Here is a 21619-nt window from a genome sequence, read left to right on the forward strand (position 1 = left end):
AGATCGGCATGAAATGCCTCCTGGTCCAGGAGAGCTGGGTCCCACATGATGATGCCGTCTACGACCGGGTCGGCAATATCCTCTTGAGCCGCATCATGGGGGCAGAGGTGCGCCTGGTTGACGAGGGCTTTGACATCGGCATCCGCCGCAGCTGGGAAAAGGCACTTTATGAGGTCAAGGCAAGGGGCGGCAGGCCCTATGCGATACCGGCCGGCGCCTCTGTCCACAAATACGGCGGCCTGGGCTATGTGGGGTTCGCTGAGGAGGTGCGCGCCCAGGAAAAGCAGCTTGGGTTTGCCTTCGACTATATCGTCGTCTGTACGGTGACTGGTTCAACCCACGGCGGCATGCTCGTCGGGTTCGCCAAGGACGGTCGACAGCGCAACGTGATCGGTATCGATGCCTCTGCCACCCCCGCCAAGACCAAGGCGCAGGTGCTTGGCATAGCCCAACATACAGCGATGCTCGTCGATCTCGGGACGGAACTTGTGGAGGAAGACGTGGTATTGCTCGAGGACTACGCGTACCCGCGTTATGGCGTTCCATCGGAGGAAACCAAAGAGGCAATCCGTGTGTGCGCGCGGCTCGAGGGCATGATTACCGATCCCGTTTACGAGGGCAAATCGATGCAAGGGATGATCGATCTCGTCCAGAGGGGCTTCTTTCCACAGGGATCGAGGGTCCTCTACGCACATCTCGGTGGCGCCCCGGCGATCAACGGGTACGGCTACACCTTTCGCAACGGCTGACATTCGGCAGACTACGATTCCGCCGTCCTGCCGTACCGGACGTGCATAACACCGTTCAGCGCTGGGCCGGAAAGGCCGAGGTCAATTTCGCGGACGTCGATGATCTGTAGAACTGTTCATTCGGTCCGCAGAGGGCCGGCGAATCCAATCTCTTCCTATGCCGTTGGCCGTAATCGAAAGACACGAGGCCGGCGAGTTCGTGCTCAGCTGCCACTCTGTTAGCAAGGGAACGGAATCCAATCCCCCCGGAGCAGATGGCGAGAGTTGAGCGAAGACTGCGGTCGGAGCTCCTGCGCTTCCGGGTCTCCCAGGGACGACTTTGCGAACCGAAGGGAGTTTGATGCGTTGACGTGGCCGGCGTGCGGCAGGTTGGGCCAGCGACAGGGCTCCCAGCCGCCGGGGAAGCACCGCCCTCTTCAATGTGCGTTGACTTCGCTTCCTTTGGCGAAATGTGGGTAACGGCGAGGGGCCGCACACTTCCCGGACCCAAATGACCGTCGACATTCCCGCCCTTTTGGTGCGTTCGCCGTGAGGCGCGACAATTCGGTGCCGGCGTGTAACTGCGCGCATTCGCCGAAACTTAGACGTGGTGCATTCCCGCCCGCCCGCTCGGCGGACAGTTCCGGCCGTAGTGGTTTTGCCGGCCGTAACGCCCCCCGCTCGTCGGTAAGGCCTCACTGCCACACGCCTCTTCGGCAACAGCTCGGCGCATCGCGCAACCCGGTTGGCGATCAGGCAAGGCCTTTCGCTAGTTCCAATGCCTGCCGTTCATATAGGCGGCGGTAAATGCCACCATCGATACCGACCAGCGCCGCATGATCGCCGTCCTCGACAATGCGGCCGCGGTCGAAGACGAGCAGACGATCGAGCGCGCGGACCGTCGACAGCCGGTGTGCGATGACAAGCGTGGTCCGACCAACCATCAGCCGATCCATCGCTTCTTGAATGAGCACCTCGGATTCGGAATCGAGGCTTGACGTCGCCTCGTCCAGGATGAGGATCGGCGCGTTTGCCAGGAAGGCGCGCGCGATCGCCACCCGCTGGCGTTCGCCGCCTGAGAGCTTTAAACCCCTTTCGCCGACCAAGGTCCGATAGCCCTTCGGCAGAGGCGCGATGAATTCGTGAGCACTGGCCAGCCGTGCCGCTTGCTCGATCTCGGCCTGGCTCGCGCCAGGCCGGCCATAGGCGATGTTCTCGGCAAGCGACCTGTGAAACAGGATTGGCTCCTGCTGCACGATCGCGATCTGCGAACGAAGGGACTCTTGGGTCACCTCGGAGACGTCCTGACCGTCTATCAGGATCCGGCCGCCGCTCAGGTCGTAGAGTCTCTGGATGAGATTCACGAATGTTGTCTTGCCGGAACCGGAGGGCCCAACCAACCCAACCCTTTCGCCAGCCTCAATCGACAGCGAACATTCGCTATAGAGGGGCAGGGGATGGTTGGCGTAGCGGAAGTGGACGTTCTGGAAATCGATGCGGCCCGTCGTGATCCGGATCGGCTTGGCCTCTGGACGATCCGCAACATCCAGCTGCTGATTTTGGATGGCCACCAGTTCTTCCATATCATTAACCGAGCGCTGCACGTTGTGGACATGTATGCCGGCATCACGCAGATAGCCCTTCAGGACGATGAAGGACGTGAGAACATATGCTATCTCGCCTGGCGTTGCCTGTCCGCGAGACCATAGAAGCAAGGCATATCCGATCACCGCCACCCTGAGCGCAACCAAGGTGACGCCTTGGGTTGAGCCGATGATCGTTCCGCGCACCCAAGTCCGGCGCGTGCGGTGCCGCCATTTGGTTATGATGTTTGCCAGGCGCTCGTCTTCGCGATCCTCGGCGCCGAAGCCTTTGACCACAGCGTTGCAACTGACCGCATCCGCAAGCGCGCCTCCGAGCCTTGTGTCCCAGCTGTTGGCAAGGCTCGCCGCTGGCGCGACATAGCCGAGCGACAGCGAAATCGAAAACGCAAGGTAGACGAGAGAGCCGCAAGCAAAGATCACGCCCATGACCGGCCAGTGCCAGCCGAGCAGCACCGTCGAGCCGATCAAGATGACAAACGACGGGAGCAGCGTGACGAGTATCGTGCTGTTGAGGAGGTCGAGCGCCCACATGCCGCGCGTTATCTTGCGCACTGTCGAGCCGGCGAAGCTGTTTGCATGCCAGTCTGTCGAAAAGCGCTGCACATGATGGAACGCTTCGGTCGCGACATCGGAAATCATTTTCAACACCAGGTCGTTCAGGCCAATGAAGGCGACGTGGCGCATGGCAATGGCACCGAGTGCCAATGCAATCGGTATACAGAATGCTGCAGCAGCTGCCGAAGCTGGTGCTGCCGCATTAGCAGCACGAGAAACAGCGTCGATGAGTCGGCCAGAATAGAGCGGCATCAACACGTCAGCCAGCGTGGAGGCGAGCATCGCGGTCATGATGATCGCGAGCCGGGCCGGCTGCCTGTTCCAGAGGCGAACAGTGAAGGCGAAAACGTCGCGACAAGTGGCGCCGCGCCCATGGACGGGGAAACGTTTCATGGTTTCCAAGCGGGCGCATCAACACGCTCGGTCCCAAAGAAGTTAAATGACAAAACTGGAATTTTCGACCTCCCCCACAACAGCATCAATTTTGGCGGGCAGCTCCTGCCGCCTCACGACGGTGAGTTCAAAAGCCGTGCCAACTGAGCGGGAACAGCCGAAGGACAAATTCAGCAGGTTACCGAGCCTGGAGAAAGTCAGCCGCGATCCAGTCGAATACGATTGCTATGGCCTCCCCAACTCGGGGAAGATTGGAAAAGAATGGCCGATGTATCGATTGAATGTTGAACTTGTTCTTTCTCTACCCAATAAGCGGAGCGTGTGCCGGTAATCACGTGGTGCAACACGTTGCCTCGATCAAATAAGTACAATTGCAACGCAGCTTTCTCACGTGCTCGGGGCTTAGGTGCTGATTTCAAAAACGCGCCGCGAATACTTTCCTGCCCATGTTCCGTCAATCGAAGGCTCGACTGTCGGATTGTGCGCTCCCTGACACAGTGCTGTTCGGTTTGCCTCCTCGGTACCTTGCTCCAGTCGGTTTACAACCTGAAGAAAGCTCCGCTCGCAAGGTGGCACGACTCTTGAGGGTACGTCTTTAGGTGGCGGAAGAAACTCCGGCTGTCGATTCCCGCGCACTACGCATGTTGCGATGCTGGGCTGGAGCTGTGCACCAATGAGAAAGCAACTGAAGGAGAGATCGTGGAACTCCCGCGGATTGAGCTCGAGTTAGGTCTATTCCTCGACATGACTGATGATATCGCTCAATCCGAACAGTTGTTCGAACTGTTGTCCGCGTTTGCGCTGAAGTTCGATTGCCCGTGGATTGCCTATGGCCCGCTCGCATCAAAACAGAGGGTTTTCAAGCCGAACCGACAGGATTCTGTGGTGATGTGGAATTATCCTGCTGAATGGCAGGAGCGCTACTCGAGAATGGGCTATGCCAAAATAGACCCACTCATCAAGAAAGGTCGAAAGGAGGCAGGGGCCTTTCGATGGAGCGAGGTGTATACCGATGAAAGCATAACTGAAGATGGACGCCGCGTCTTGGACGAAGCAGCAACATTCGGCTTGAGGTCAGGCGTTACCGTCCCATTACATGGCCCTGCTGACAGCTTTAGGTTTATGAGTTTTGCTCAATCCTCGGACTGCGAATTGCAAAATAGAGCGATCACCTACCTGCAAATGGCCGCGCTACGGTTTCATCTGAGGGTTTTGAAGCTCGGCACTCCGACTGAACCGGAGCAAATTTATAAGCTCTCTGCGAGAGAAATAGAGTGCATTTATTGGGTGTCGAAAGGAAAATCGTCATGGGAAATAGGAACTATTTTAGGCAGATCACGAAATACGATAGATTTCCATTTAAAAAATGTAATGCGGAAGTTGGATGCGACCAGCAGAACGGTAGCTGTTGTAAAAGCTTTGGAACTTGGGATTATCGAACGGCAGTAGGTTGCGCAGCTAGTTCTCCGCCCGTAGTAGCGCGAGTGATAGCCGAGACGCTCCGGCGTGCGCTCGCTCTTCGAAGCATCCAGCGCATCGTCCATCTCGGCCTCGAGCACCTCCTGCATGACCGCGCGGATCACCTCGTTCAATCTATCCGGGTTCCAAAGCAGAATGTCTTTGACGGCAGCGCTGGCGGTCTTACTTTCTGTCTTGATCATGGCGGCGTTCCTTCCAGGGAATCGGTGACGTTGAACACCACCCTGTCATGACCGCCCACTCTCAGCGAATTTGCAGAACTCAGCACGCCATTCCGTCTTAAGCGACTGACGCATGAGTGATGTGTGTCCAAATCTGACAGCCGTCAGAAAACATGTCGGGTTCAAAACAGCGGAGCGTCTTGGGCCTGTCGGGCTTTTCGAAGCCCATCACGCAGTAACTGCGCGCCAGGCGCACTGGCACGGCCTTTGCTGGTCGAGGTGCGGCAATATAGGGTGAGGGTTGACCCGCATGAGAACACGGAACTCGCTCGATGAAAGGGGTGATCGACCTCATCCAGAAAGCTTCTTTCCGGCGGGTTCGAGGGTGCTGTGCGCGCATCTCGGCGATGGGCCAGCGATCACCGGTTGAGGCTACATCTCCGGAGCGAGTGATGCCTCGAAAGATGCAATGCTGTCTCTGGTCCGACGCGCTCGAAGTTTGTGAGGAGTCGGCCCGGCAAATCGGCGAACCGGGCGGCTTAGGCTGCCAAAAGGGTAGATGGCCGCGTTGCCTCAGTAGATCAGCAGGCGGTGCCAGAAAGCCAAAGGCACACCATCGTGGCGCTTCGACGTAAGTAGATGGGAGTCGTCACCAGTGATTTTGCCGGAACTTCGCTTAGCAAACACAGCCGGCAGGGTTTTGGAGATAACGACGACCACGGGATGTGTCGTAGGATGTTCATATTGTCCCCAGGACAAGTTCGCGGTCCGGCAAAGAAAAGTGTCTCATGCGAGTCATCTGGGTCTTGAAGATTTCAAGCGGTGTCTAGCCCGCGTACCGGCTTCCGTCGACATTGGTTTTGCGGGATACTCCGAACCTTGGCTCAATCCGGACTGCACCGAAATGGTGGAGCACGCCTTCGCCAAAGGCCATGGCATCAGGATTTTTACGACGCTGGTGGGAATGAACGGGCAGGACCTGCAACGATTGCAAGCCTTGCGCTTGGGCGTATTCGTGGTTCATGTTTTCGATGATGGCACCTACATGAACAGCCGCCTGGTCGGAGACAAGTATCGCGATCTGGTTCGTCAACTCGTCGACGCGGATATCCCCTTGATCCGGTTCGTGGCTTTGGGCGAGCCCCACCCAGATATAGCCGACATTATTCCTACCGAAGCACTGATAAAAGCGCGGCCCATGAGCAGTAGGGGTGGAAGCGTCGACCCTAAGATCGTTGCACCACGCCAGCCAGTGGTCGGAGCCCTAACCTGCGTGGACGAACGACAGTATCGGAATGTTCTTCTTCCAAACAGCGACGTTACCCTGTGCTCCATGGATTTTGAACGGCGTCACGTATTGGGCAACCTTCTATATGAGGGTTACTCCGCTCTGTTTGAAAAGCCAGTTTTTCGCGAAATCGTCGACCGCATGAATGGAGCGGATGGTTTTCTGCTTTGCAGAATGTGTGAATTCGCCGACCCAAACGACCGGACCTGAGTGGATGCCGGCCGAGAGGGCGTACCTGGCAATCCGGATGGCCCCACGGCACATGCACCTGCCGGCGACGCGATCGTGTTTCACGTTACGCGAGCATGATCCCGTAGGCGCGGCAGTGGGCCTCGACCATTCCGAGACGAGTTCATCGAAAGTGGTCTTCGGCTTCCAACCGAGCTTGTCGGCCTGCCTGCCTTGAGGTAACGCCGATCACAGGTCAACCTCGGTCGGACGGAAACAGCGTTGTCGATCCCGATCAGCGCTTGATTGCTTACTCACGGCCCACCTCGTCAACGCCTTTACCCTCCCAGACTATCTCCTTTTCGACTCGCCTGAAGGCAGCAGCCCCAGCTGCGGCCGGGGATGGTTGCCGTCGCGGTAGTGGACGTTCTCGAAACCGATTCGGCCCTTCGCCAGCGCGTCTCTCGGTTGCTTCCGCCTGGCCTACAAACGGGCTTTCCGTCAAGGGCGCCCACGGCGGCCCGCCCTCTTGACCCGGCGGCTCGGGCCAATCATCTCGCGCAAGAGATCGGAATCCGCAGTCTTCTCCAAGAGAGCGCGGCTTTCGCTCTGTCATCGGTCATCAAATAGTTTCTTGAATCAGGTTGGTGTCCGCAGCCCGAGGTTGAACGGCGAATATTGATGGCCGCCGCAAAGCCGCTCGCTCGCTACGGCGCTATTGAGGAGCGCGCTCGCGAGCGGCTTCGCTACCGCCGAGCTACACAACCTCTGGCGACGCGACCCTGCTAATCGTCCTTGGACCCATTCATTGTCCGGAGGCGCTATGGGTAGCGATGGGTGGGTACGTCAACTACCTGATGCCATAGTAGCGGTGCTTTCGCGGAAGCTTTAGAAACCATCCTGTTGCAGCACATTCTCCGAAGGCATCCGAATGGAGGGCAACGCAACCCAACAATATTCGATGAGGATCCCGGCATCACCAGACCAACCAAAGCTTCCTCCGGCATTCTGCTCTCAATGTTAGATGACGAACATCTACCGCAAACCACTAGCCATTAAACAGCTCTCTTCTTTGAACGACCTATGTGCAGAGGACTCAATATGAACACCGACCCTTTCACGGCCCATGAGTCCAACGTTCGTCGCTATGGCCGGTCGTTTCCCGCGGTCTTTGCGAGGGCACTTGGGGCCACCATCTGGGACGAGTCCGGTAACGCATATATCGACTTCCTAGTTGGGTCCGGGGCGCTCAATTACGGGCACAACAATCCGGATATCATGGCGCCGGCGATTGAATATCTCGTCGGTGAGAACATTCTTCTGTCGCTTGATATGCATACGGCGGCAAAGCGTGACTTCATTGAAGGGTTCGTCGATTGGATCCTGAAACCCAGAGGCCTTTCATACAAGATTCAGTTTCCTGGGCCGACCGGCACGAACGCCAACGAAGCGGCTCTGGCGCTGGCGCGAAAATACACCGGCCGCTCGAGCGTCATGGCCTTTACGAATGCGTTCCACGGCATGTCGCTCGGCTCTCTAGCGGTGTCGGGCTCGGCCTCAACCAGGGAACTGGGAGGCGTCGCTCGCCACGATGTGATCCGTGTTCCCTATGACGGCTATCCGAGCCAAGCTTTCGATTCCGCCAGTTACATCGACAGCGTTTTGAGCGACCCGGGGAGCGGCATAGAAAAGCCTGCCGCAATCATTCTGGAGACCATCCAGGCAGAAGGCGGCATGAACGCCGCATCCGCAGCTTGGCTCACGGAAATTCAGCGCATTTGCCGCACGCATGGCATTGTTTTTATCGTCGACGACATCCAGGCAGGTGCGGGCCGAACTGGCGACTTCTTCTCATTCGAGTCTGCAAAAATCGAACCGGATATTGTGTGTCTTTCTAAGTCCCTAAGCGGTTCAGGTAGTCCGTTGTCCATCGTTCTGATTCGACCCGACTTGGACATATGGAAGCCCGGAGAACATAGCGGGACCTTCAGAGGAAACAATTTCGCTTTCGTGACGGCAGGAGCCATGTGCAAGATGTGGTCGGATAGGAAATTTACTGCAGGTGTCGAGCGGACAGCCGTCAGGCTGCAAACGCACCTCGATCGCCTGGTTGCGAAATTTCCAAGGTACATCGAACAGAAGCGCGGCCGCGGTCTGATGGCCGGCCTGAAATGCCGTTCACCGGCAGTTGTCGGCCGCGTGCACGATGTCGCATTCGAAAATGGCCTTCTTATCGAATCCTCGGGGCCAAATCGCGACGTTATCAAAGTCCTCCCGCCGATAACCATCACCGATGCCGAACTCGATCGTGGCATCACCATCCTTGAACACGCACTACAGGAGCAAGACAATGCCTAGTCAGATATCTCAAGTGCCAGCCATCTCGCCGGTTTCGATCAAAGAACGGACCGGGTCGATCAACACGGCGGAGATCATCTCGGTCCTGAAAGGTGAGCTCACCGCTCTGCACATCAAGCAAGCTTTCAGCACCGAAGTAGCCGAGGAGATCACTACGAACTTTATTGGAAGCTCCGGTCTCAGAGAGCGTAAAGATGGTGTGCCCGGACAATATGTCGGCGCATCTCACTACAGGAAGGATGCAGCCACCTATTTCGCAGACGCCGAAAACGCGCGGCCGTACGTCGATGCCCTTTTTAAGAATTTGGTTGACCCGGTTCGAGCAGTATTCGGGGCGTTGAAGCGAGAGCTTCACAACCAGGGAATCGAATTGCGGCTGGCGCGTTCCGAACACGGCCAGGCCAATGTTTGTCGCGGCCTCAGTTGGTCGGGCACAGGCACGTTTTCCTTGGATCCCCACGACGACGTCGCTCAAGTCTTACGTGCTGGCGATGATTACGAGCTTTCTGCGGTGGCGCACAATACGGTCGCAGCGCTCAACCTCTATCCCAGCATGCCTGAGGAAGGCGGCAATCTGAAGCTCTGGAGCCACAAGCCGACGGTTGCGGACCGGATATCGCAAGGTGTGGAGACCACTGGATACCCCTATTCGGCAGCCTATCTGGAGGCCGTCCCTTGCCGCGAGTTCGAGCTCAAAACTGGGGATATCGCCCTAATCGATGGCGGCTTCGTTCACGGGGTTACCGGTCAATCAGGCAACGGAAAGCGTCGCGTGCTGCTGAATTGCTTTTTCGGCTTCGCGCGGCCGGATCTTGTTCTCTGGTGGACCTAACGGGGGGTGTTAACAGCGACCGACTGATTTGCGCCAAAAGTGAAGGCATCACTCCGTCGTAACGAGGAGGCCTACAGTCATAGACCCTCCGGACATTCCCCATTGTTCCGGAGGGGGGGCGAACACTCGTCGCAAGATGATGGTGATGCGCGGAAGAACAGTGACATCAACCTACGGTGATCTAAGCAGCGTACAGAATAGTGCATAAGTCCCATCGCTTCGTATCTTATCTTAAATCGCCTAGACGAACAAAAGTTTATGGGTGGAAGGTGAAGCACTCGTGGCGGCGAGCCAATGGCGCACCTTGCGTGCTTGTGGGGAGCATAGTTTTGTCGATGGCGAGGTGGACGGCCGTGTGGGCCGGGAACCTCGGCGTTGATGGCAGCGAGAAAGCGGCTGAATTCCTGATGGCGATGGCGCTGCATGTTTCTGCCGATGACGGTGCAGTCGAGAAGGCAGAGGGTGGTGCCGTGGCGTTTGTACTTCACGTACCGAGCCGCCCCTTCTTCATCGGCAGGCCGGGGTGGGTGCGGTCGAGCGCCTGGATCTGATCGACCGACAGCACGATAGCGTGGGCCGTCGAATCGAGATCAAGGCCGACGAGGTCGCGCAGCTTGTGGACTAATTTCGGATCGTTGGAGAGCTTAAACTAACGCCAGCGGTAGGGTGCCAGGCGCCATGCGCGAGGCCACTAGTGAGAAGCGGCCGGAACCTCAACGACCCCCATCAGTGGCGAAGACAACATAGAGGTTAAGAAGGAGATGGAAAAACAATGATAGAAAAGATCTTTGATCTTAGCAAAAGTGTCTATGTGAGACGTGTTCCACAAAAAGGGCGCGGTGTGTTTGCTAATATTCCATTTAAGGCTGGAGATTTGATTGAGCGAGCCCCAACGTGGGGATTTGACAATAAAGCTGCAAACCTGTTCGATTGCACGGGATTATTGGAGTATTACTTCGTGCGACTTGATCAGCAACTCAAAATTGATCCGCCGGCAGGCTACATTGTTTTCGGCTTGATCTCGATGGTTAATCACTCTTCGAACCCAAATGCGCAAACAGTTTGGACCGATGAAGACTCCGGCGCGTGGGCCAGCATCGTAGCAATAAAGAATATTAAGGTGGACGAGGAAATAACACATCGCTATGAGAATATCTCGGCTTATCCTCCGGACATCAAATTTGTTGAATGAAGTGCAAAGAAGCAAGGCAGCGGCATATACGGCGACGTTGTTCCGCAAGGAATTCACCAGATCAAGCGGATCAAGAAGATTCCAACCGCCGGAGCCGACAATATGCCAAGGACTCACCGTCCCGTCCAATGTATTCGATCTTTTCGCCGGGCACGAGATCGGCCGCGAGCTGAAAGCCATGTCGAAGTGGCTGGACGAACATCGTGACCTGCTCGAGTTAGTGGCTGGGGACCTGCTATCTTTGCTATAGCGTGACGGGGTTGTCTAATCGCGGCAGGGTCGTCAACTATCTTCGCGCTTTGAAATGCGTGTGCTGGGACACGGCTGTCTTCGCAGTCGACATCAGTCGCCGAACGATGGAGGCTCGCGGGAGGAGCCTTCAATGTGGACGACGCACTTTGCTGAGTCAGCGGTGCAATTCCATCAGCGGATTGGCTCGGCCCCACGTCCCGGCAGGGACGTCTCAGGCGCTCAGATATTGAACACAATCCGCAAATTTCATGTTGTGACTCCTGCGTTCCGATGAAAGACACTCGCCAGTCTTGAGCATGGCATGCTTCGTGACCGCCAGTTTGCGCGCTACGGCAATGGCGGCGTGTATGAAGCCGATCCTCTCGCGGAGCACGAGGCCCCATGTGCGCAGGGTGCTGTTGGTTGATCTGCGTGTCAGTATGACTGTCTCCCACCTCGTGGAGAAGCCCGCGCAAATGACGATCGCCGCGCAGGAAATGTGGCCGTCATAATCGACCTCTGCCGATTGGTAGCGGCGGATCGTTAAACCAAGTCAGGCGCCAACAGAGCGGGACTTCTTGAAGTTGTCGGCATCGTCAATGCGGTGACGAAAGAGGTTGCGGTGATTGTGCCGACGCCGGGCATCGACATGAGAATGCGGCAGGCCTGGTTTGGCGCGCATCCGCGACGAGCTGGCATCCGGGCTCGGCAGCACGGAGTTCGGTCGTGATCCTGACCAGCGGGGTGCGTGCCGCCACGAGCGCGCGTTAGCATGCCGTCGAATCCTTTAACCCGCACCTCACCGAAGAACCCTACTTCTGCAAGATGCGCCAAACGTCGGCGTCGTTCGCTTCGGTTTTGTCGGCGGCATATCGAGCGCAGCTTTGGCATGGCGCGCATCGATACGGATCGCCGGCACTTTCTCGGCACGCAGCGAATGGTGGAACCACACGACAGCGGCCCGGTCTCAAACACGACGCGTTTTGCGGCTGGCGCTCGGTTGCGGACAAGGTTGGAATGATCTTGGATCTCAGGCGCACACCCCGCGCCAGACGCGCTTGCCTTCCCGGCGGATCGATACCGCCGTCTCCTTCATCGACACATCGAGACCGGTATATTCTTCGATGGCTGTTCTCCATTCGATGCTTGGGTCCGGCCTCAGGTCGTGAGTCCGTGTTTCCCTCCTATCGGGGAACAGCCACCCTTCAAGTCTACGATTGATTTCCAAGGCAACTCCCTCCCGCGATCAGAGGAGGCGTCTCATCGTGATCGCCTCGCTATAGCAGGCCCTAATTAGCAGATCCCATACCGGCCAGCGGCTTTTGAAATGCCACATTCAAAGGCCTTACAGAAGACCGCAGCTGCACACTTAGTCGGAACCTTGCATCACGGGCGGCAACCACAGTTGCCCGCGAATTGGACCGGCTCATCACCGAGCGCGGCCGGCCGAGAATGATCGTCAGCGACAACGTCCTAAGCGCGGAACGAAATGGAGCCTGCAGTCAAGATCTCTCTGTTCGTCAGCATGCCCTTGCTGCGTGACGTTGGTCAGTCGTCGAACCAGGCGGCTTCCACCGGCAAGGGAAAAGGTCTCGTCCATAGCAAACACAGGGTCCGCACGAAGGCGGCCCTCACCGTCCTCAACACGAGCTTCTGATCCAGGCGGAAGACCCGAACATTATCTACAGGGTCATCGATCGATGTCCTCACGGCCCTAGCTGACAGAGGTTCTTCCACTTGGCACCCGCCCTTCAACGAAGGGCCGGTAGTCGGAACCACCTTTGACGACAGCGTGCACGACGCGGGCCATCTTGGCGGTAATAGCGGTCATTGCCTCGCGGCGTAGATCGGGATTGTCGCGATCCCGCGCAATGTAGCGTTCGAACTTATGACGGAAGCCATTCTCCCGCTGGCGGATGGCGACTTGTCCGGCGATCCACAGGGTGCGGCGCAGCCGAGCATTGCCGAATTTGGAAAGGCGGGTCTGGCCCCGATATTGGCCTGACTGCTGTGTCGAGAGGTCCAGCCCGCAGAACTTTAGAAAATGGCGATGATGGGCGAAACGGCAAAGATCGCCGGCTTTGGCAATGATGGTCAATGCGTTGATGGTCCAATGCCCGGGATTTGTCGCAGGAGCTGATAATCCTGGCTGTGCCGCAACAGCTCGTCGGCCTGCGCTTCGATCTCATTGCGCTGCCGGATCAGGCTGCGTGCTTCGTCAATGACCATCCGGAACATGCGAATGGCAGGGGCATCAAGCGGCAGCGGCAGTCCGATCGATGAGCGCGCCGTCTCGTAGATATCCATCAGAATCTGTGTCTTGCTGACCTTGCGGCCGACGACATCCCACGCTGCTGTCACAAACTCCTCCTTTGTCAGCGCCGTGATGCTTGCTGGCGTCGGAAAGGCATGGAGGAAGGCGAAGAACCAATCGCTGCGGCTGTTCCCCCGGAATCGATCGATCTCGGGAAAATACAGTGGCAGGTAGTGCGTCAGGATACGGTGCTGGATCTCGGTCTTGGCCCTGGCGATCGCTTCATGGGTCTTCGACAGTTCCTGCACGTCGTTGATGCCGGCGCGCAGCGGACCATGGTAGACCTGCGTCGCCTGGATCCTGAGCATGTGCAGCATCACCTGGGCATCCTTTGGATCGTTCTTGTCCCAGCTGTTGTGCAACGCTTCTCGTGTTCGGGCCAGCGCCAGCGACGACACCAGCCGCACCTCAAAACCCGCTTCAGCCAGGCGCCATACTATCGGCCGATGATAGTTCCCGGTCGCCTCAAAGGCGCAGACCATAGGTCGGCCGTACGCCTCAGCACTTCGATCAGATGGTCGTGCTCGGCACGGGTGTTAAGGACCAAAAGGGCGACGCCGGCGCTTGTGGCCCGGTGCTTCGATCAGAACTTCATTGCGCACCTTGGCAATGTCGATCGCTACCAGCACCGCGGCGGCGGGTGTAGAATCTGAAGTGGTCATGGTCGGTCTCTCCGGAATGGGTCGTGAACATTCACATTCTAGAGAAACTTTGACTGGCCATGGCCGCCTCGACAGCGGTGCGCGCCTGCAGCGAAAAGCTGCGCGCACCGCTCTCTCGGTCGCCGCGGCTCCTTCATGCCGTAGGTGCTATGGCAGCGAGTTCACCTCGAACGCCATCCTCGCCTGGGCGGATCACAACCGTGTTGTAGAATAGCCCCTTCTTCTCATTCGGCGGCTTTTTCCACAGCCTTCGGTCGTTCGGGCCTCGTTCGCCATCGGGAAGTCGCTGCTGCATAGGCAGCTTCTGCCTTTTCGACTCGGGATCGTTCTTCGGCGCGCTTGGCCGGAATGTTGTAGTCGAATGCGGAGCCGCGCCTGCCATGGTAGTCGGGAGGCCGGCGCGGAGCTCGACCGATCTGAACTTACGGGCGAGCAAGTCTGGCCGAGTCCAGATATAGTCGGCGTCCTTGCTCAGCATCTGCCAGATGATCATTGCAAGCTTGCGCGCAGTGGCGACGGCCGCGATGTGCTTCCCGCGACGCGAGTCGATCCGCTTGTAGAAGGCGCGCAGAGGACCCGGCGAGCGCGCAGCCGCCATGCCGCCGACCAGCATTCCCCGCGCACGGCCGCGGCCCTGCTTCGTGATGCGTCCATGATAGGCCGGTCCCTCACCCGACTGCCGCACGCTCGGATTGAGGCCAAGATAGGCGACAAGCCTCTGTGGATCGCCGAAGCGCCGAATGTCGCCGATTGCCGCGGCAACGCTTGCAGCCACCGTTACGTCGAGGCGGGCAACGTCATCAGACGGCGGATTGTCGGATCCTGGAGGGCATGCACCGCGATATCTGGCTCGACCACCCTCAACGCCTCGTTGATCTGGCTAATCAAGCCGAGGTGGCGCTCGATGGCGGCGCGTTCATCGGCAGGCAATATTTGCCTCGTCAGCCATTTTGCGCCCAAAACTGGATCATCGCCCCGCGCCGCCAGTTTCGGCCAGGAGGCCGTAAACATGCCCAGAATGCTCCAGTGGATGAAGCGATTTTGGATGGTCTTGTGCGGGCCACAGCTGGCCGGCCCATCCCGCCAGCGCAATCCATTGCGGATCGCGAACAGAATGCCGCTCACCATCCGCGGTCCTCTACACGAGAAAGATGGGTCCTAAGCCTAGCTGACGGAACGGTCCGCACTCATGCTGAACAACATGTTGGCGAGCGTGGTGACGTCGGCGACACGGAGGCCGGTATCCTTTCGCACAGCATCCGCCGCAATTGGGAATGCTGTGCATTCGAACACAAATGCTCCAATGTCGGGATTGGCGTCGAGAAGCTTCCTTGCCGCCGCCCTCACGTCCCTGATGAGGACTTTCACGTCGATTTCTGGTGCGGGCTTTGCAAACTCGTACCACAACTCGCTTCCCTCGATTCCGCCCACAGCGACACTGATGTCTTTCGAAGACCAGCCTGCGCAAGCATAGTGGCTCTCCGTCAGCTTGGGCGCGTCGTAAGTAAGAAGGCCTATCTTCGACCCCCGCTTCAGCGTCCGCGCGACGAATGGCACCAGCAGCAAGCTCGACATCGCGACCGGAATAGAGACAGCCTCAGCCACTGCCGCCTGGTAGAGACCGGTGAAGCCGCAGTTGGAAACGATCGCGGATACTCCATAACGCTCCAACTCTCGCGCGGCAGCTACGTAACCGGCTTCGACGGACTTATCCCCGTCGATGACGTTGCAGGTGAATGCCCCCGGAACCTGCCTGCGTCTGACCGGAAACGGAAACGTACTTGGTCCGGCCATGAATCCCGGGTGCACGACTGGCTTCGTCTCCAGTTCAACAATGCCTAATATTTTGTCTGCCATAGTGGCGTTGCCCATTGCTATACGTCAACACACTGCATCTAACTTGCCAAAGTTCCTGCATGTTGGAGCCGCTCTGGGGCTCCTGTCCGGCTGCCTCTCCTCATAGCGGATCCGAACCTTCGGGCTCGCCCGCCGTCATTTAACGACGAGCGTTCGTGGCGTGTGGGTCAAGGGTTCATAGCCCTCCTCAGTCACCGCAAAAGGCTGGGTGATTGTGACGGACTGAACCCCGAGCCAAAGGCCTGTCATCATGTGAAAGCACATACCCGCCTGGAGAACAGTTTTCTCTTCTTTGCGTATGCTTGCAGTACGTTCGGCCACTGTCGGCGGGTAACCGATCCCTAGGGGATAGCCGATCCTCTGGTCCTTTTCGAGGCCGTTCCGGGACAGCACCGCGTGAAACGCGGCAAAGACGTCCGAACACGTTTGGCCAGGCCGCACGCTTTCAAGTCCGGCGTTCAACGCTTCGATGGCGATGTCCGCGAGCTTCACGTAATCTGCAGAAGGCTTTCCGAGGTGGATGGTACGGCTCACGTTGACTTGGTAGCGGCGGCGCGTGCCGTGAACCTCAAAGTTGATAATCGTCCTGTCGGACAGCGGCCTATCTGTCCAAGTTGAGTGGGGCGCAAGGGCCCGCTCCCCCACGCAGAGATGAACGACAGAAGAGTTATAGGTTCCGCCGAACTCAGGGGTGCCGGATATTTCCTGATGGTACGCGGCTGCCGCCAAGTCACACTCCCGGACACCCGGCTCAGCGGTCTCGATGACCCGCTTGATAACTGCATCACCGATAAGGCCCGCCTGGCGCATGAATTCGAGTTCGGCGGAACTCTTCACCAAACGGATCCAGTTCACAAGGAGGTCAGCGTCTTCAAATCGGGCCTGAGGGAGCGCCTTGACCAAATCAGCGTGGGCACGCGCAGAATAATAGTATCCGCCCATCTCAACGCCAATGACAGCTTTCTCTCCGCCGAGCTCCTGGACGACACTCGCAACATAGTCATACGCAGACCGCTCAATGGAATTCACGTAATTGTCAGGAAAGCCCCGGATGCTATCCTCGGAGAGATAGGTTGTAATCCTCGCCGAGGTCATGTCCATGCCGCGCGTGATGATTATCGGCTCCTCGCGATCTAGCGCGACAATTGCCATTTGCGGAGTGTAAAACGAGTAAGCATCGTATCCAGTGAGATAGTTCTGGTTTGGCGGCTCGGAAATGAGTAGGATCTCGAGCCCGCGCTTGGACATCTCGGCCTTAACGGCGGCGAGCCGAGCAGCGTATTCCGCCCGTTCGAAGTGAAGAATTGTTTCCATAGTTCGGTTTCCCTGGTCGACCGAAGTTTCCCGCCTCCCCGGCGGCGTGTAATTGCGTTGAGCGTCCGCCTGCACCGGGCGGCAGCCTCTACCGACCTAACTGTCGCGAGACAGCTGGCCCTAGCGATCATAGAGGTGCACGCCTGCATAATAACTGCGTGCGAGGGCTCGTTATAGCCGCGCCTCTCGATCTAGGCAAAACGTCGTGCAGCAAATCTGCGTGCAGACGTCGACGAACAACGTAACGAAAGAGTCCTGCCCCACCTGACGCGAACTGCGACGGTGAACTTGCGGTCAAATCCCTCGGTGCCGTGCGTCAAGTTCAGCAAATTGGGGGTGGCCATGAAGCTGGTCATCCGGCGCCTTGAGCATGGGCTTTTTGTGCTCCTTGAAATCGTCCATGTTGATCTAGCGGTTGGGGTCTGCATTCAGGTCATGCCATCTTACCCCCGGGACTTGGGCGGTGATCAGGGTGCATTTTCGCCGATAGCGTTCCTCGATGACTTCGAAAAGGTGGAAGCGCTGCTGGTCGGTGGGGCTGTGAGTCCCCAAGTCGTCGAGAACAAGCAATTAGACGCGGGTGAGCTTGTCGATGAGACGGGGAAAGCGGTTATCGAGGCAGTGGCCCGCGCCAGGTTCTCGAATAGGCTTGACACGCGCGCATAGAGCACGGAATGATCAGGTGAGGTCGAACATCACCCGAGCCAACCGATCCTCTTTCAACGAATTTGCACAACCTCAAACACATACCTCGTTACACCGTGATGGTCCCGAGGTTTAGAATTGAAAGCTTGTCGTGCAATCCGCATCAGCTTCTGCCCCGCAGGATCTGTTTCTCGACATCAGGTCTGCATGCTGCGCAGCTGTCATTTTCAGGAGAGTAGTCCGCCGCTATTCCGTTCTGATTGCGCGATCGCGTCATTCGGAAGCACGTGAAAGTATCTTCAGCATATCCTCTCGGGTCAACCAAACGAGCCAGTCTTCTTCGTATATTCCCTGCGCGGGCAGGCGCAGGATTGCGCCATGCGGCTCTTTGTGCACATAGCCGTTGCGATCTGCTACGCCTTTTTCGATGTTCCAGCCAGCAACCAGCGCGCAAATGAAATCCGGAGCCCATTTAGCCCAGGCCAGTCCAAATGCGATCTGACCAAGGAAGGCCAGGAGACCGCGTCCCCGAAAATCCTCCCGCAGCCAGAGGTCGCCGCGATATGCTACACGCCCGGTAATGCCTCGAGCGGACGGTGCATAGCAGGTACACGAAGAACCAGGGCCTGCTTTGAGATGAGGGTCCGCGAAGAAGGCTCTGAGCGTTTCAAGGTGCTCGTCAAGACTTGTATTCGAGAGATCGTACAGCCGCATTGCTTGGACATGCGCTATCCTGTCTTGTCGGTCCCGCCCGATGATCCAAAAAGCTTTTCCAGGTAGAAGGTCAGAACAGTCCGGACGGAAGTTTGGATCAGTCGGTGTCTTTCCGGGAAGCCTGCCAGTGATCCCGACATACTCCTCAAAATCGTCTCCCGTCGTGATGTGGAGACCGGACTTGCGCGCCAGTTTGTATGCTGCGCAGATGAAGTTCGAAACGTCCGACGTCGTCACGTTACCTCCATGCCGATGCATTCTCCCAGCAGTGTGGTTTCTAAACTAGTCGAACACGGGCCGATGCTACGGCATCTGGTAGTTGACGTAAGCTGTGCTATGCAAACCCTCCGACATATCATCTGCGCCAGGCCGAGTTCGCCCGCTCAGGTTGCCCTCCTCAAGCTCTGCGCCCCGTGTCAGCGAAAGCGAAACAAAGGTGGCGAGTGAGCCTGAGCGCCTGAGCACTGTCGCAGCATTTTGCTGATCTTGGACTTTCGATCATCCGCGTCGAGCTTGAGGCGGGCAGTTGTCGGCGCGATGCTGTAGGCCCGGGCGTATTGTGGAACGAGTTTACCCGCCTGCACCGCGCCATGCTGAAAATCGTTCGTGCCGATCCTGTCTGCCAGCGGCTGATGCGCACGGGTGTCGGAGCCCTGGTGGCGCTCACCTATCGCTCGGCAGTGGATCGGGCGGTTTGCGAAATCCCGAACCGTCGGTGCGTACTTCGGACTGACGCCAAGAAAATCTCAATCCGGCGAGACCGACATCGACGGCGGCATGACCAAAGTCGGCGATGGAATGGTGCGAACCGCACTCTATCAAGCGGCGTATGTCATGCTGACGCTCGGCACGCGCTTCTCGGCCCTGTTGAGTTTGATCACTCGGCTCCGAAGCCGCGCCAGATCGATGTAGCCGCCATACGTGCGACGCCGTCAGGGCCTTTAGCCTTAACACGCGATGTGATATCGCCGGTTTTCGACTTCTTTTCCAGTTGAGCGTTTACGAGCGACTAAACGATGCAACCTTGTAAAAGACTCTTGATTTTTTCGAGGGCTATTCGATTCGATTAAGACGGATTGTAACTCTTGCCTTATGACTGCCGTCTCTCAGCTTCGAGGAGTGCCGACCGACGGCGTTGAGGGGATGCCTAATCTTTCTCTGCGAGAAAAATAGTGCATTGTGCGGATGGCGAGGGAGATATCCTGGGCAAATCTTTAAGTTTCGGAGACACAGTCAATTCGATATAAAAAAGGTAATCGAAAAATGGATACGTCTAGCAGAACGGCTCGGCTGCAAAATGGCGTCTTCCATTCCTTCGACGACGTCTAGAGTCATCAACGCTTCCTCGCCGAGCACAACCAGCAGCCCAAGCCCTTCATCTGGCCGATCCGACAAAATCATCGCTGCCGTCAAGCGCGGGACCAAGCGTAAGATCCCATAGGCCAGCCATATGCTAGGCAATTTGAACAGCGGCGACCGTCGCGTCGTACTTAGTGCCACCTCCGCTAGTGAGGGAGGCGAGCGGCAGGTAATTACTCCTGTTCACCAATGGCCGGAAGTGGTGTCATCGACCAACTGATTAAGTCGGCTGCTTGTTGAAGTATGACCTTGGTCTGAGCAAGGCTGGGTGAAACAGCGATGACATGTCCGATGCAGTCTTGGTAATCGCCTTTCCTGACGATCAGCGTTTTGGGCTCAAGATACAACTTGACTTCGGCGACACCTGATAAAGCAGCCGCCCGACTGTCGCCATCGATCCGATCGAGGATCCCATCGCAATCAGAAAGTAGTTTCCGCGCGGCCGCAACATGCGAATGCCTCCTGCGCAAATCCCATTCGTCGCCGATGACGAGCTTGATGTGCTCGGTGACAAGGTCGACACCGTAAGCCAGATGAACAAGTTGAGGAACGGTCCCACCGGCAAGACGCGGATTGACTTCGATAACGACTGGGCCACGCTTCGTCCAACGGAATTCGATGTTCGTTGGCCCCCAGCCAAGGCCAAGAGCTCGTAAACAGCTCAGTGAAACATCGATGATACGCTCCTGCTCATTAGTAGTCAGCGGAGCTGGATAGGTCAACTCGCGAAAGACGAAATGCGGTGGTTGGTCGAACTCAGCGGCGGTAATTCCAGTGACCTTATTTCCCATTATGTCGGCGCAATAATAGGGGCCTTCTGCGAATTCTTCGACCAGTATCCTCGGCGACGACTGCCAGATGTGCTTCCCTCCCAACAGATAGGTCGTATGTTGGGCCAACTCATCGAAGTTGCGGCATAATCGGACACCGCTGCTTCCGCTGCCTACGGCTGGCTTAACAATCACAGGCAGACCAATCTCCGCGGCAGAGCTTTCAACCTCCGACGCATCCGTTGCCAAGCGGTAAGACGGCACTGGAACGTCGGCATCCGCGAGGAGCTCACGTTGAGTGAATTTGTCGCAGCATCGTTCAATGGATGCAGGGTTCGGTCCCGGTAGCTCGAAGTGCCTGCAGAGCTTGCCAACGGTGGCATAGAACGCTTCCAGGGCGCCCGTGATGCCAGCAATGTCATAAGTTTCACGCAGCCGGGAACATTCGTGTATCAGCGCATCGAGATTGTCTGTATCGACCCGAATTGCCTCAAGCCTTTCCGGCGAATGATAGTCATACCGAGTTGGATCAGCCGACAGGGTAATTGGATGAAGACCAAGACGCCGAGCCGCTTTGACGTAAAGCGGGCCACTGGCCCTTGTGCCTTCAATTAGGATGAGCGCTCTTCTTGCCATTGGTGTCGATCGTCCTTTTGCGTGCTCGTCGGAGGTTTCAGCGTGAAGACTTTGGATGGATCTACCATTGTCGGCGATTTACGGTCGTAAAGATTCTGTAAAGTCTTTTGAAGAATCTATTGCAATAGTTCGGTATCCGCGGTCAAACGAAGAGAGCCTCGGCCATTTCTGTTGCGCCGTGAGGCGCAGTTGAGCAAATGGCGGAGGCGCGCCTGACGTTGGCAGATGGTCCTGTAGGTGTAAGCGCTGTTCTCAGGCCGCGGCCTTGAGCTCGGGAGCCGGGATGTAAGCCCAAGGCAGCAGGTCGTCGATCTGGCTGTTGGGGTGGCCGTTGACGATCCTGGTGAGGACATCGGCGA

Annotated in this window: 15 protein-coding genes and 8 pseudogenes; 9 read left to right on the forward strand and 14 right to left on the reverse strand. The window is 57.4% G+C overall.

Annotated elements, in window-relative coordinates; genetic code table 11:
• Positions 1–749: 1-aminocyclopropane-1-carboxylate deaminase (locus tag E5X34_RS31310; RefSeq protein ID WP_292572954.1), on the forward strand; the 749-nt coding region annotated here is incomplete at its 5' end.
• A 731-nt stretch (positions 750–1480) separates the two neighbouring features.
• On the opposite strand, the gene E5X34_RS31315 is transcribed toward E5X34_RS31310, so the two are convergent.
• Positions 1481–3280, reverse strand: a complete 1800-nt coding sequence (locus E5X34_RS31315) for an ABC transporter ATP-binding protein (protein ID WP_292572957.1) — start codon at positions 3278–3280, stop codon at positions 1481–1483.
• A gap of 699 nt (positions 3281–3979) precedes the next feature.
• Between E5X34_RS31315 and E5X34_RS31320 the strand changes: the two genes are divergently transcribed.
• Positions 3980–4729, forward strand: a complete 750-nt coding sequence (locus E5X34_RS31320; protein ID WP_127323359.1) for a LuxR family transcriptional regulator — start codon at positions 3980–3982, stop codon at positions 4727–4729.
• 17 nt (positions 4730–4746) lie between these two features.
• Here E5X34_RS31320 and E5X34_RS31325 read toward each other — a convergent pair.
• A pseudogene (locus tag E5X34_RS31325) lies at positions 4747–4941 on the reverse strand (transposase); the annotation flags it as partial.
• A gap of 305 nt (positions 4942–5246) precedes the next feature.
• On the opposite strand from E5X34_RS31325, the pseudogene E5X34_RS31330 reads away from it, so the two are divergent.
• From E5X34_RS31330 to E5X34_RS31345, 4 genes and pseudogenes are all read left to right on the forward strand, one after another.
• Positions 5247–5350: pseudogene (locus E5X34_RS31330) on the forward strand (aminocyclopropane-1-carboxylate deaminase/D-cysteine desulfhydrase family protein); the annotation flags it as partial.
• 474 nt (positions 5351–5824) lie between these two features.
• On the forward strand, positions 5825–6418 hold the full coding sequence (locus tag E5X34_RS31335) for an SPASM domain-containing protein (RefSeq protein ID WP_127221090.1): 594 nt from the start codon (positions 5825–5827) through the stop codon (positions 6416–6418).
• Between the two features lie 1059 nt (positions 6419–7477).
• Entirely contained in the window at positions 7478–8734 is a 1257-nt protein-coding gene (gene ectB, locus E5X34_RS31340) for a diaminobutyrate--2-oxoglutarate transaminase (protein ID WP_292113009.1), read from the forward strand.
• The gene (locus tag E5X34_RS31345; RefSeq protein ID WP_126080647.1) at positions 8727–9566 is read left to right on the forward strand and encodes a hypothetical protein; all 840 of its coding nucleotides are present in this window, start codon (positions 8727–8729) and stop codon (positions 9564–9566) included. The genes ectB and E5X34_RS31345 overlap by 8 nt, the downstream gene beginning before the upstream one ends.
• A gap of 362 nt (positions 9567–9928) precedes the next feature.
• Here the strand turns inward: E5X34_RS31345 and E5X34_RS31350 are convergent.
• Positions 9929–10251, reverse strand: a pseudogene (locus E5X34_RS31350) (IS630 family transposase); the annotation flags it as partial.
• Between the two features lie 87 nt (positions 10252–10338).
• Here E5X34_RS31350 and E5X34_RS31355 point away from each other — a divergent pair.
• Together E5X34_RS31355 and E5X34_RS31360 are read left to right on the forward strand one after the other, a co-directional pair.
• Complete coding sequence (locus E5X34_RS31355; RefSeq protein ID WP_292113004.1) at positions 10339–10758, forward strand: SET domain-containing protein-lysine N-methyltransferase; 420 nt, start codon at positions 10339–10341, stop codon at positions 10756–10758.
• A gap of 100 nt (positions 10759–10858) precedes the next feature.
• Positions 10859–10993, forward strand: a pseudogene (locus E5X34_RS31360) (ISNCY family transposase); the annotation flags it as partial.
• 228 nt (positions 10994–11221) lie between these two features.
• On the opposite strand, the pseudogene E5X34_RS31365 reads toward E5X34_RS31360, so the two are convergent.
• The 8 genes and pseudogenes from E5X34_RS31365 to E5X34_RS31400 all read right to left on the reverse strand — a co-directional run bounded on the left by E5X34_RS31365 (position 11222) and on the right by E5X34_RS31400 (position 18732).
• Positions 11222–12115: pseudogene (locus E5X34_RS31365) on the reverse strand (transposase).
• A 588-nt stretch (positions 12116–12703) separates the two neighbouring features.
• A pseudogene (locus tag E5X34_RS31370) lies at positions 12704–13965 on the reverse strand (IS110 family transposase).
• Positions 13966–14098: 133 nt separating this feature from the next.
• The gene (locus tag E5X34_RS31375; RefSeq protein WP_292113001.1) at positions 14099–14740 is read right to left on the reverse strand and encodes a transposase; all 642 of its coding nucleotides are present in this window, start codon (positions 14738–14740) and stop codon (positions 14099–14101) included.
• 2 nt (positions 14741–14742) lie between these two features.
• Positions 14743–15096 (reverse strand): annotated as a pseudogene (locus E5X34_RS31380) (transposase); the annotation flags it as partial.
• Between the two features lie 33 nt (positions 15097–15129).
• Positions 15130–15822: a hypothetical protein gene (locus E5X34_RS31385; RefSeq protein WP_292572960.1), complete on the reverse strand. Its 693-nt coding sequence runs from the start codon at positions 15820–15822 to the stop codon at positions 15130–15132.
• A gap of 135 nt (positions 15823–15957) precedes the next feature.
• Positions 15958–17136 (reverse strand): Xaa-Pro peptidase family protein, encoded by a 1179-nt coding sequence (locus tag E5X34_RS31390; protein ID WP_292112995.1) that lies wholly within the window; start codon positions 17134–17136, stop codon positions 15958–15960.
• Positions 17137–17544: 408 nt separating this feature from the next.
• Positions 17545–17706, reverse strand: coding sequence for an ATP-binding protein (locus E5X34_RS31395; RefSeq protein ID WP_348640190.1), 162 nt, complete (start codon positions 17704–17706; stop codon positions 17545–17547).
• Between the two features lie 348 nt (positions 17707–18054).
• A complete protein-coding gene (locus E5X34_RS31400) occupies positions 18055–18732 on the reverse strand; it encodes a hypothetical protein (RefSeq protein WP_292112992.1) in 678 nt (225 codons plus the stop codon).
• A gap of 329 nt (positions 18733–19061) precedes the next feature.
• On the opposite strand from E5X34_RS31400, the pseudogene E5X34_RS31405 reads away from it, so the two are divergent.
• Positions 19062–19362 (forward strand): annotated as a pseudogene (locus tag E5X34_RS31405) (transposase); the annotation flags it as partial.
• Between the two features lie 366 nt (positions 19363–19728).
• Here E5X34_RS31405 and E5X34_RS31410 read toward each other — a convergent pair.
• The 3 genes from E5X34_RS31410 to E5X34_RS31420 all read right to left on the reverse strand — a co-directional run.
• Positions 19729–19920: a hypothetical protein gene (locus E5X34_RS31410; RefSeq protein ID WP_292112990.1), complete on the reverse strand. Its 192-nt coding sequence runs from the start codon at positions 19918–19920 to the stop codon at positions 19729–19731.
• 107 nt (positions 19921–20027) lie between these two features.
• Positions 20028–21260, reverse strand: a complete 1233-nt coding sequence (locus tag E5X34_RS31415; protein ID WP_135920613.1) for an acetyl-CoA carboxylase biotin carboxylase subunit family protein — start codon at positions 21258–21260, stop codon at positions 20028–20030.
• A gap of 252 nt (positions 21261–21512) precedes the next feature.
• Positions 21513–21619 (reverse strand): transposase domain-containing protein (locus E5X34_RS31420; protein WP_292572962.1); only part of this gene is annotated, 107 nt, incomplete at its 5' end.

Origin of the sequence: Mesorhizobium sp., from assembly GCF_004963255.1 — a bacterium.
Taxonomy (GTDB): Bacteria; Pseudomonadota; Alphaproteobacteria; order Rhizobiales; family Rhizobiaceae; genus Mesorhizobium.

What these genes read in the sequence shown, in the direction of transcription:
- E5X34_RS31315 (WP_292572957.1), bottom strand. Translation starts at nt 3,280, where the DNA reads ATGAAACGTTTCCCCGTCCATGGGCGCGGCGCCACTTGTCGCGACGTT.
- E5X34_RS31335 (WP_127221090.1), top strand. Translation starts at nt 5,825, where the DNA reads ATGGTGGAGCACGCCTTCGCCAAAGGCCATGGCATCAGGATTTTTACG.
- ectB (WP_292113009.1), top strand. Translation starts at nt 7,478, where the DNA reads ATGAACACCGACCCTTTCACGGCCCATGAGTCCAACGTTCGTCGCTAT.
- E5X34_RS31345 (WP_126080647.1), top strand. Translation starts at nt 8,727, where the DNA reads ATGCCTAGTCAGATATCTCAAGTGCCAGCCATCTCGCCGGTTTCGATC.
- E5X34_RS31355 (WP_292113004.1), top strand. Translation starts at nt 10,339, where the DNA reads ATGATAGAAAAGATCTTTGATCTTAGCAAAAGTGTCTATGTGAGACGT.
- E5X34_RS31385 (WP_292572960.1), bottom strand. Translation starts at nt 15,822, where the DNA reads ATGGCAGACAAAATATTAGGCATTGTTGAACTGGAGACGAAGCCAGTC.
- E5X34_RS31390 (WP_292112995.1), bottom strand. Translation starts at nt 17,136, where the DNA reads ATGGAAACAATTCTTCACTTCGAACGGGCGGAATACGCTGCTCGGCTC.
- E5X34_RS31415 (WP_135920613.1), bottom strand. Translation starts at nt 21,260, where the DNA reads ATGGCAAGAAGAGCGCTCATCCTAATTGAAGGCACAAGGGCCAGTGGC.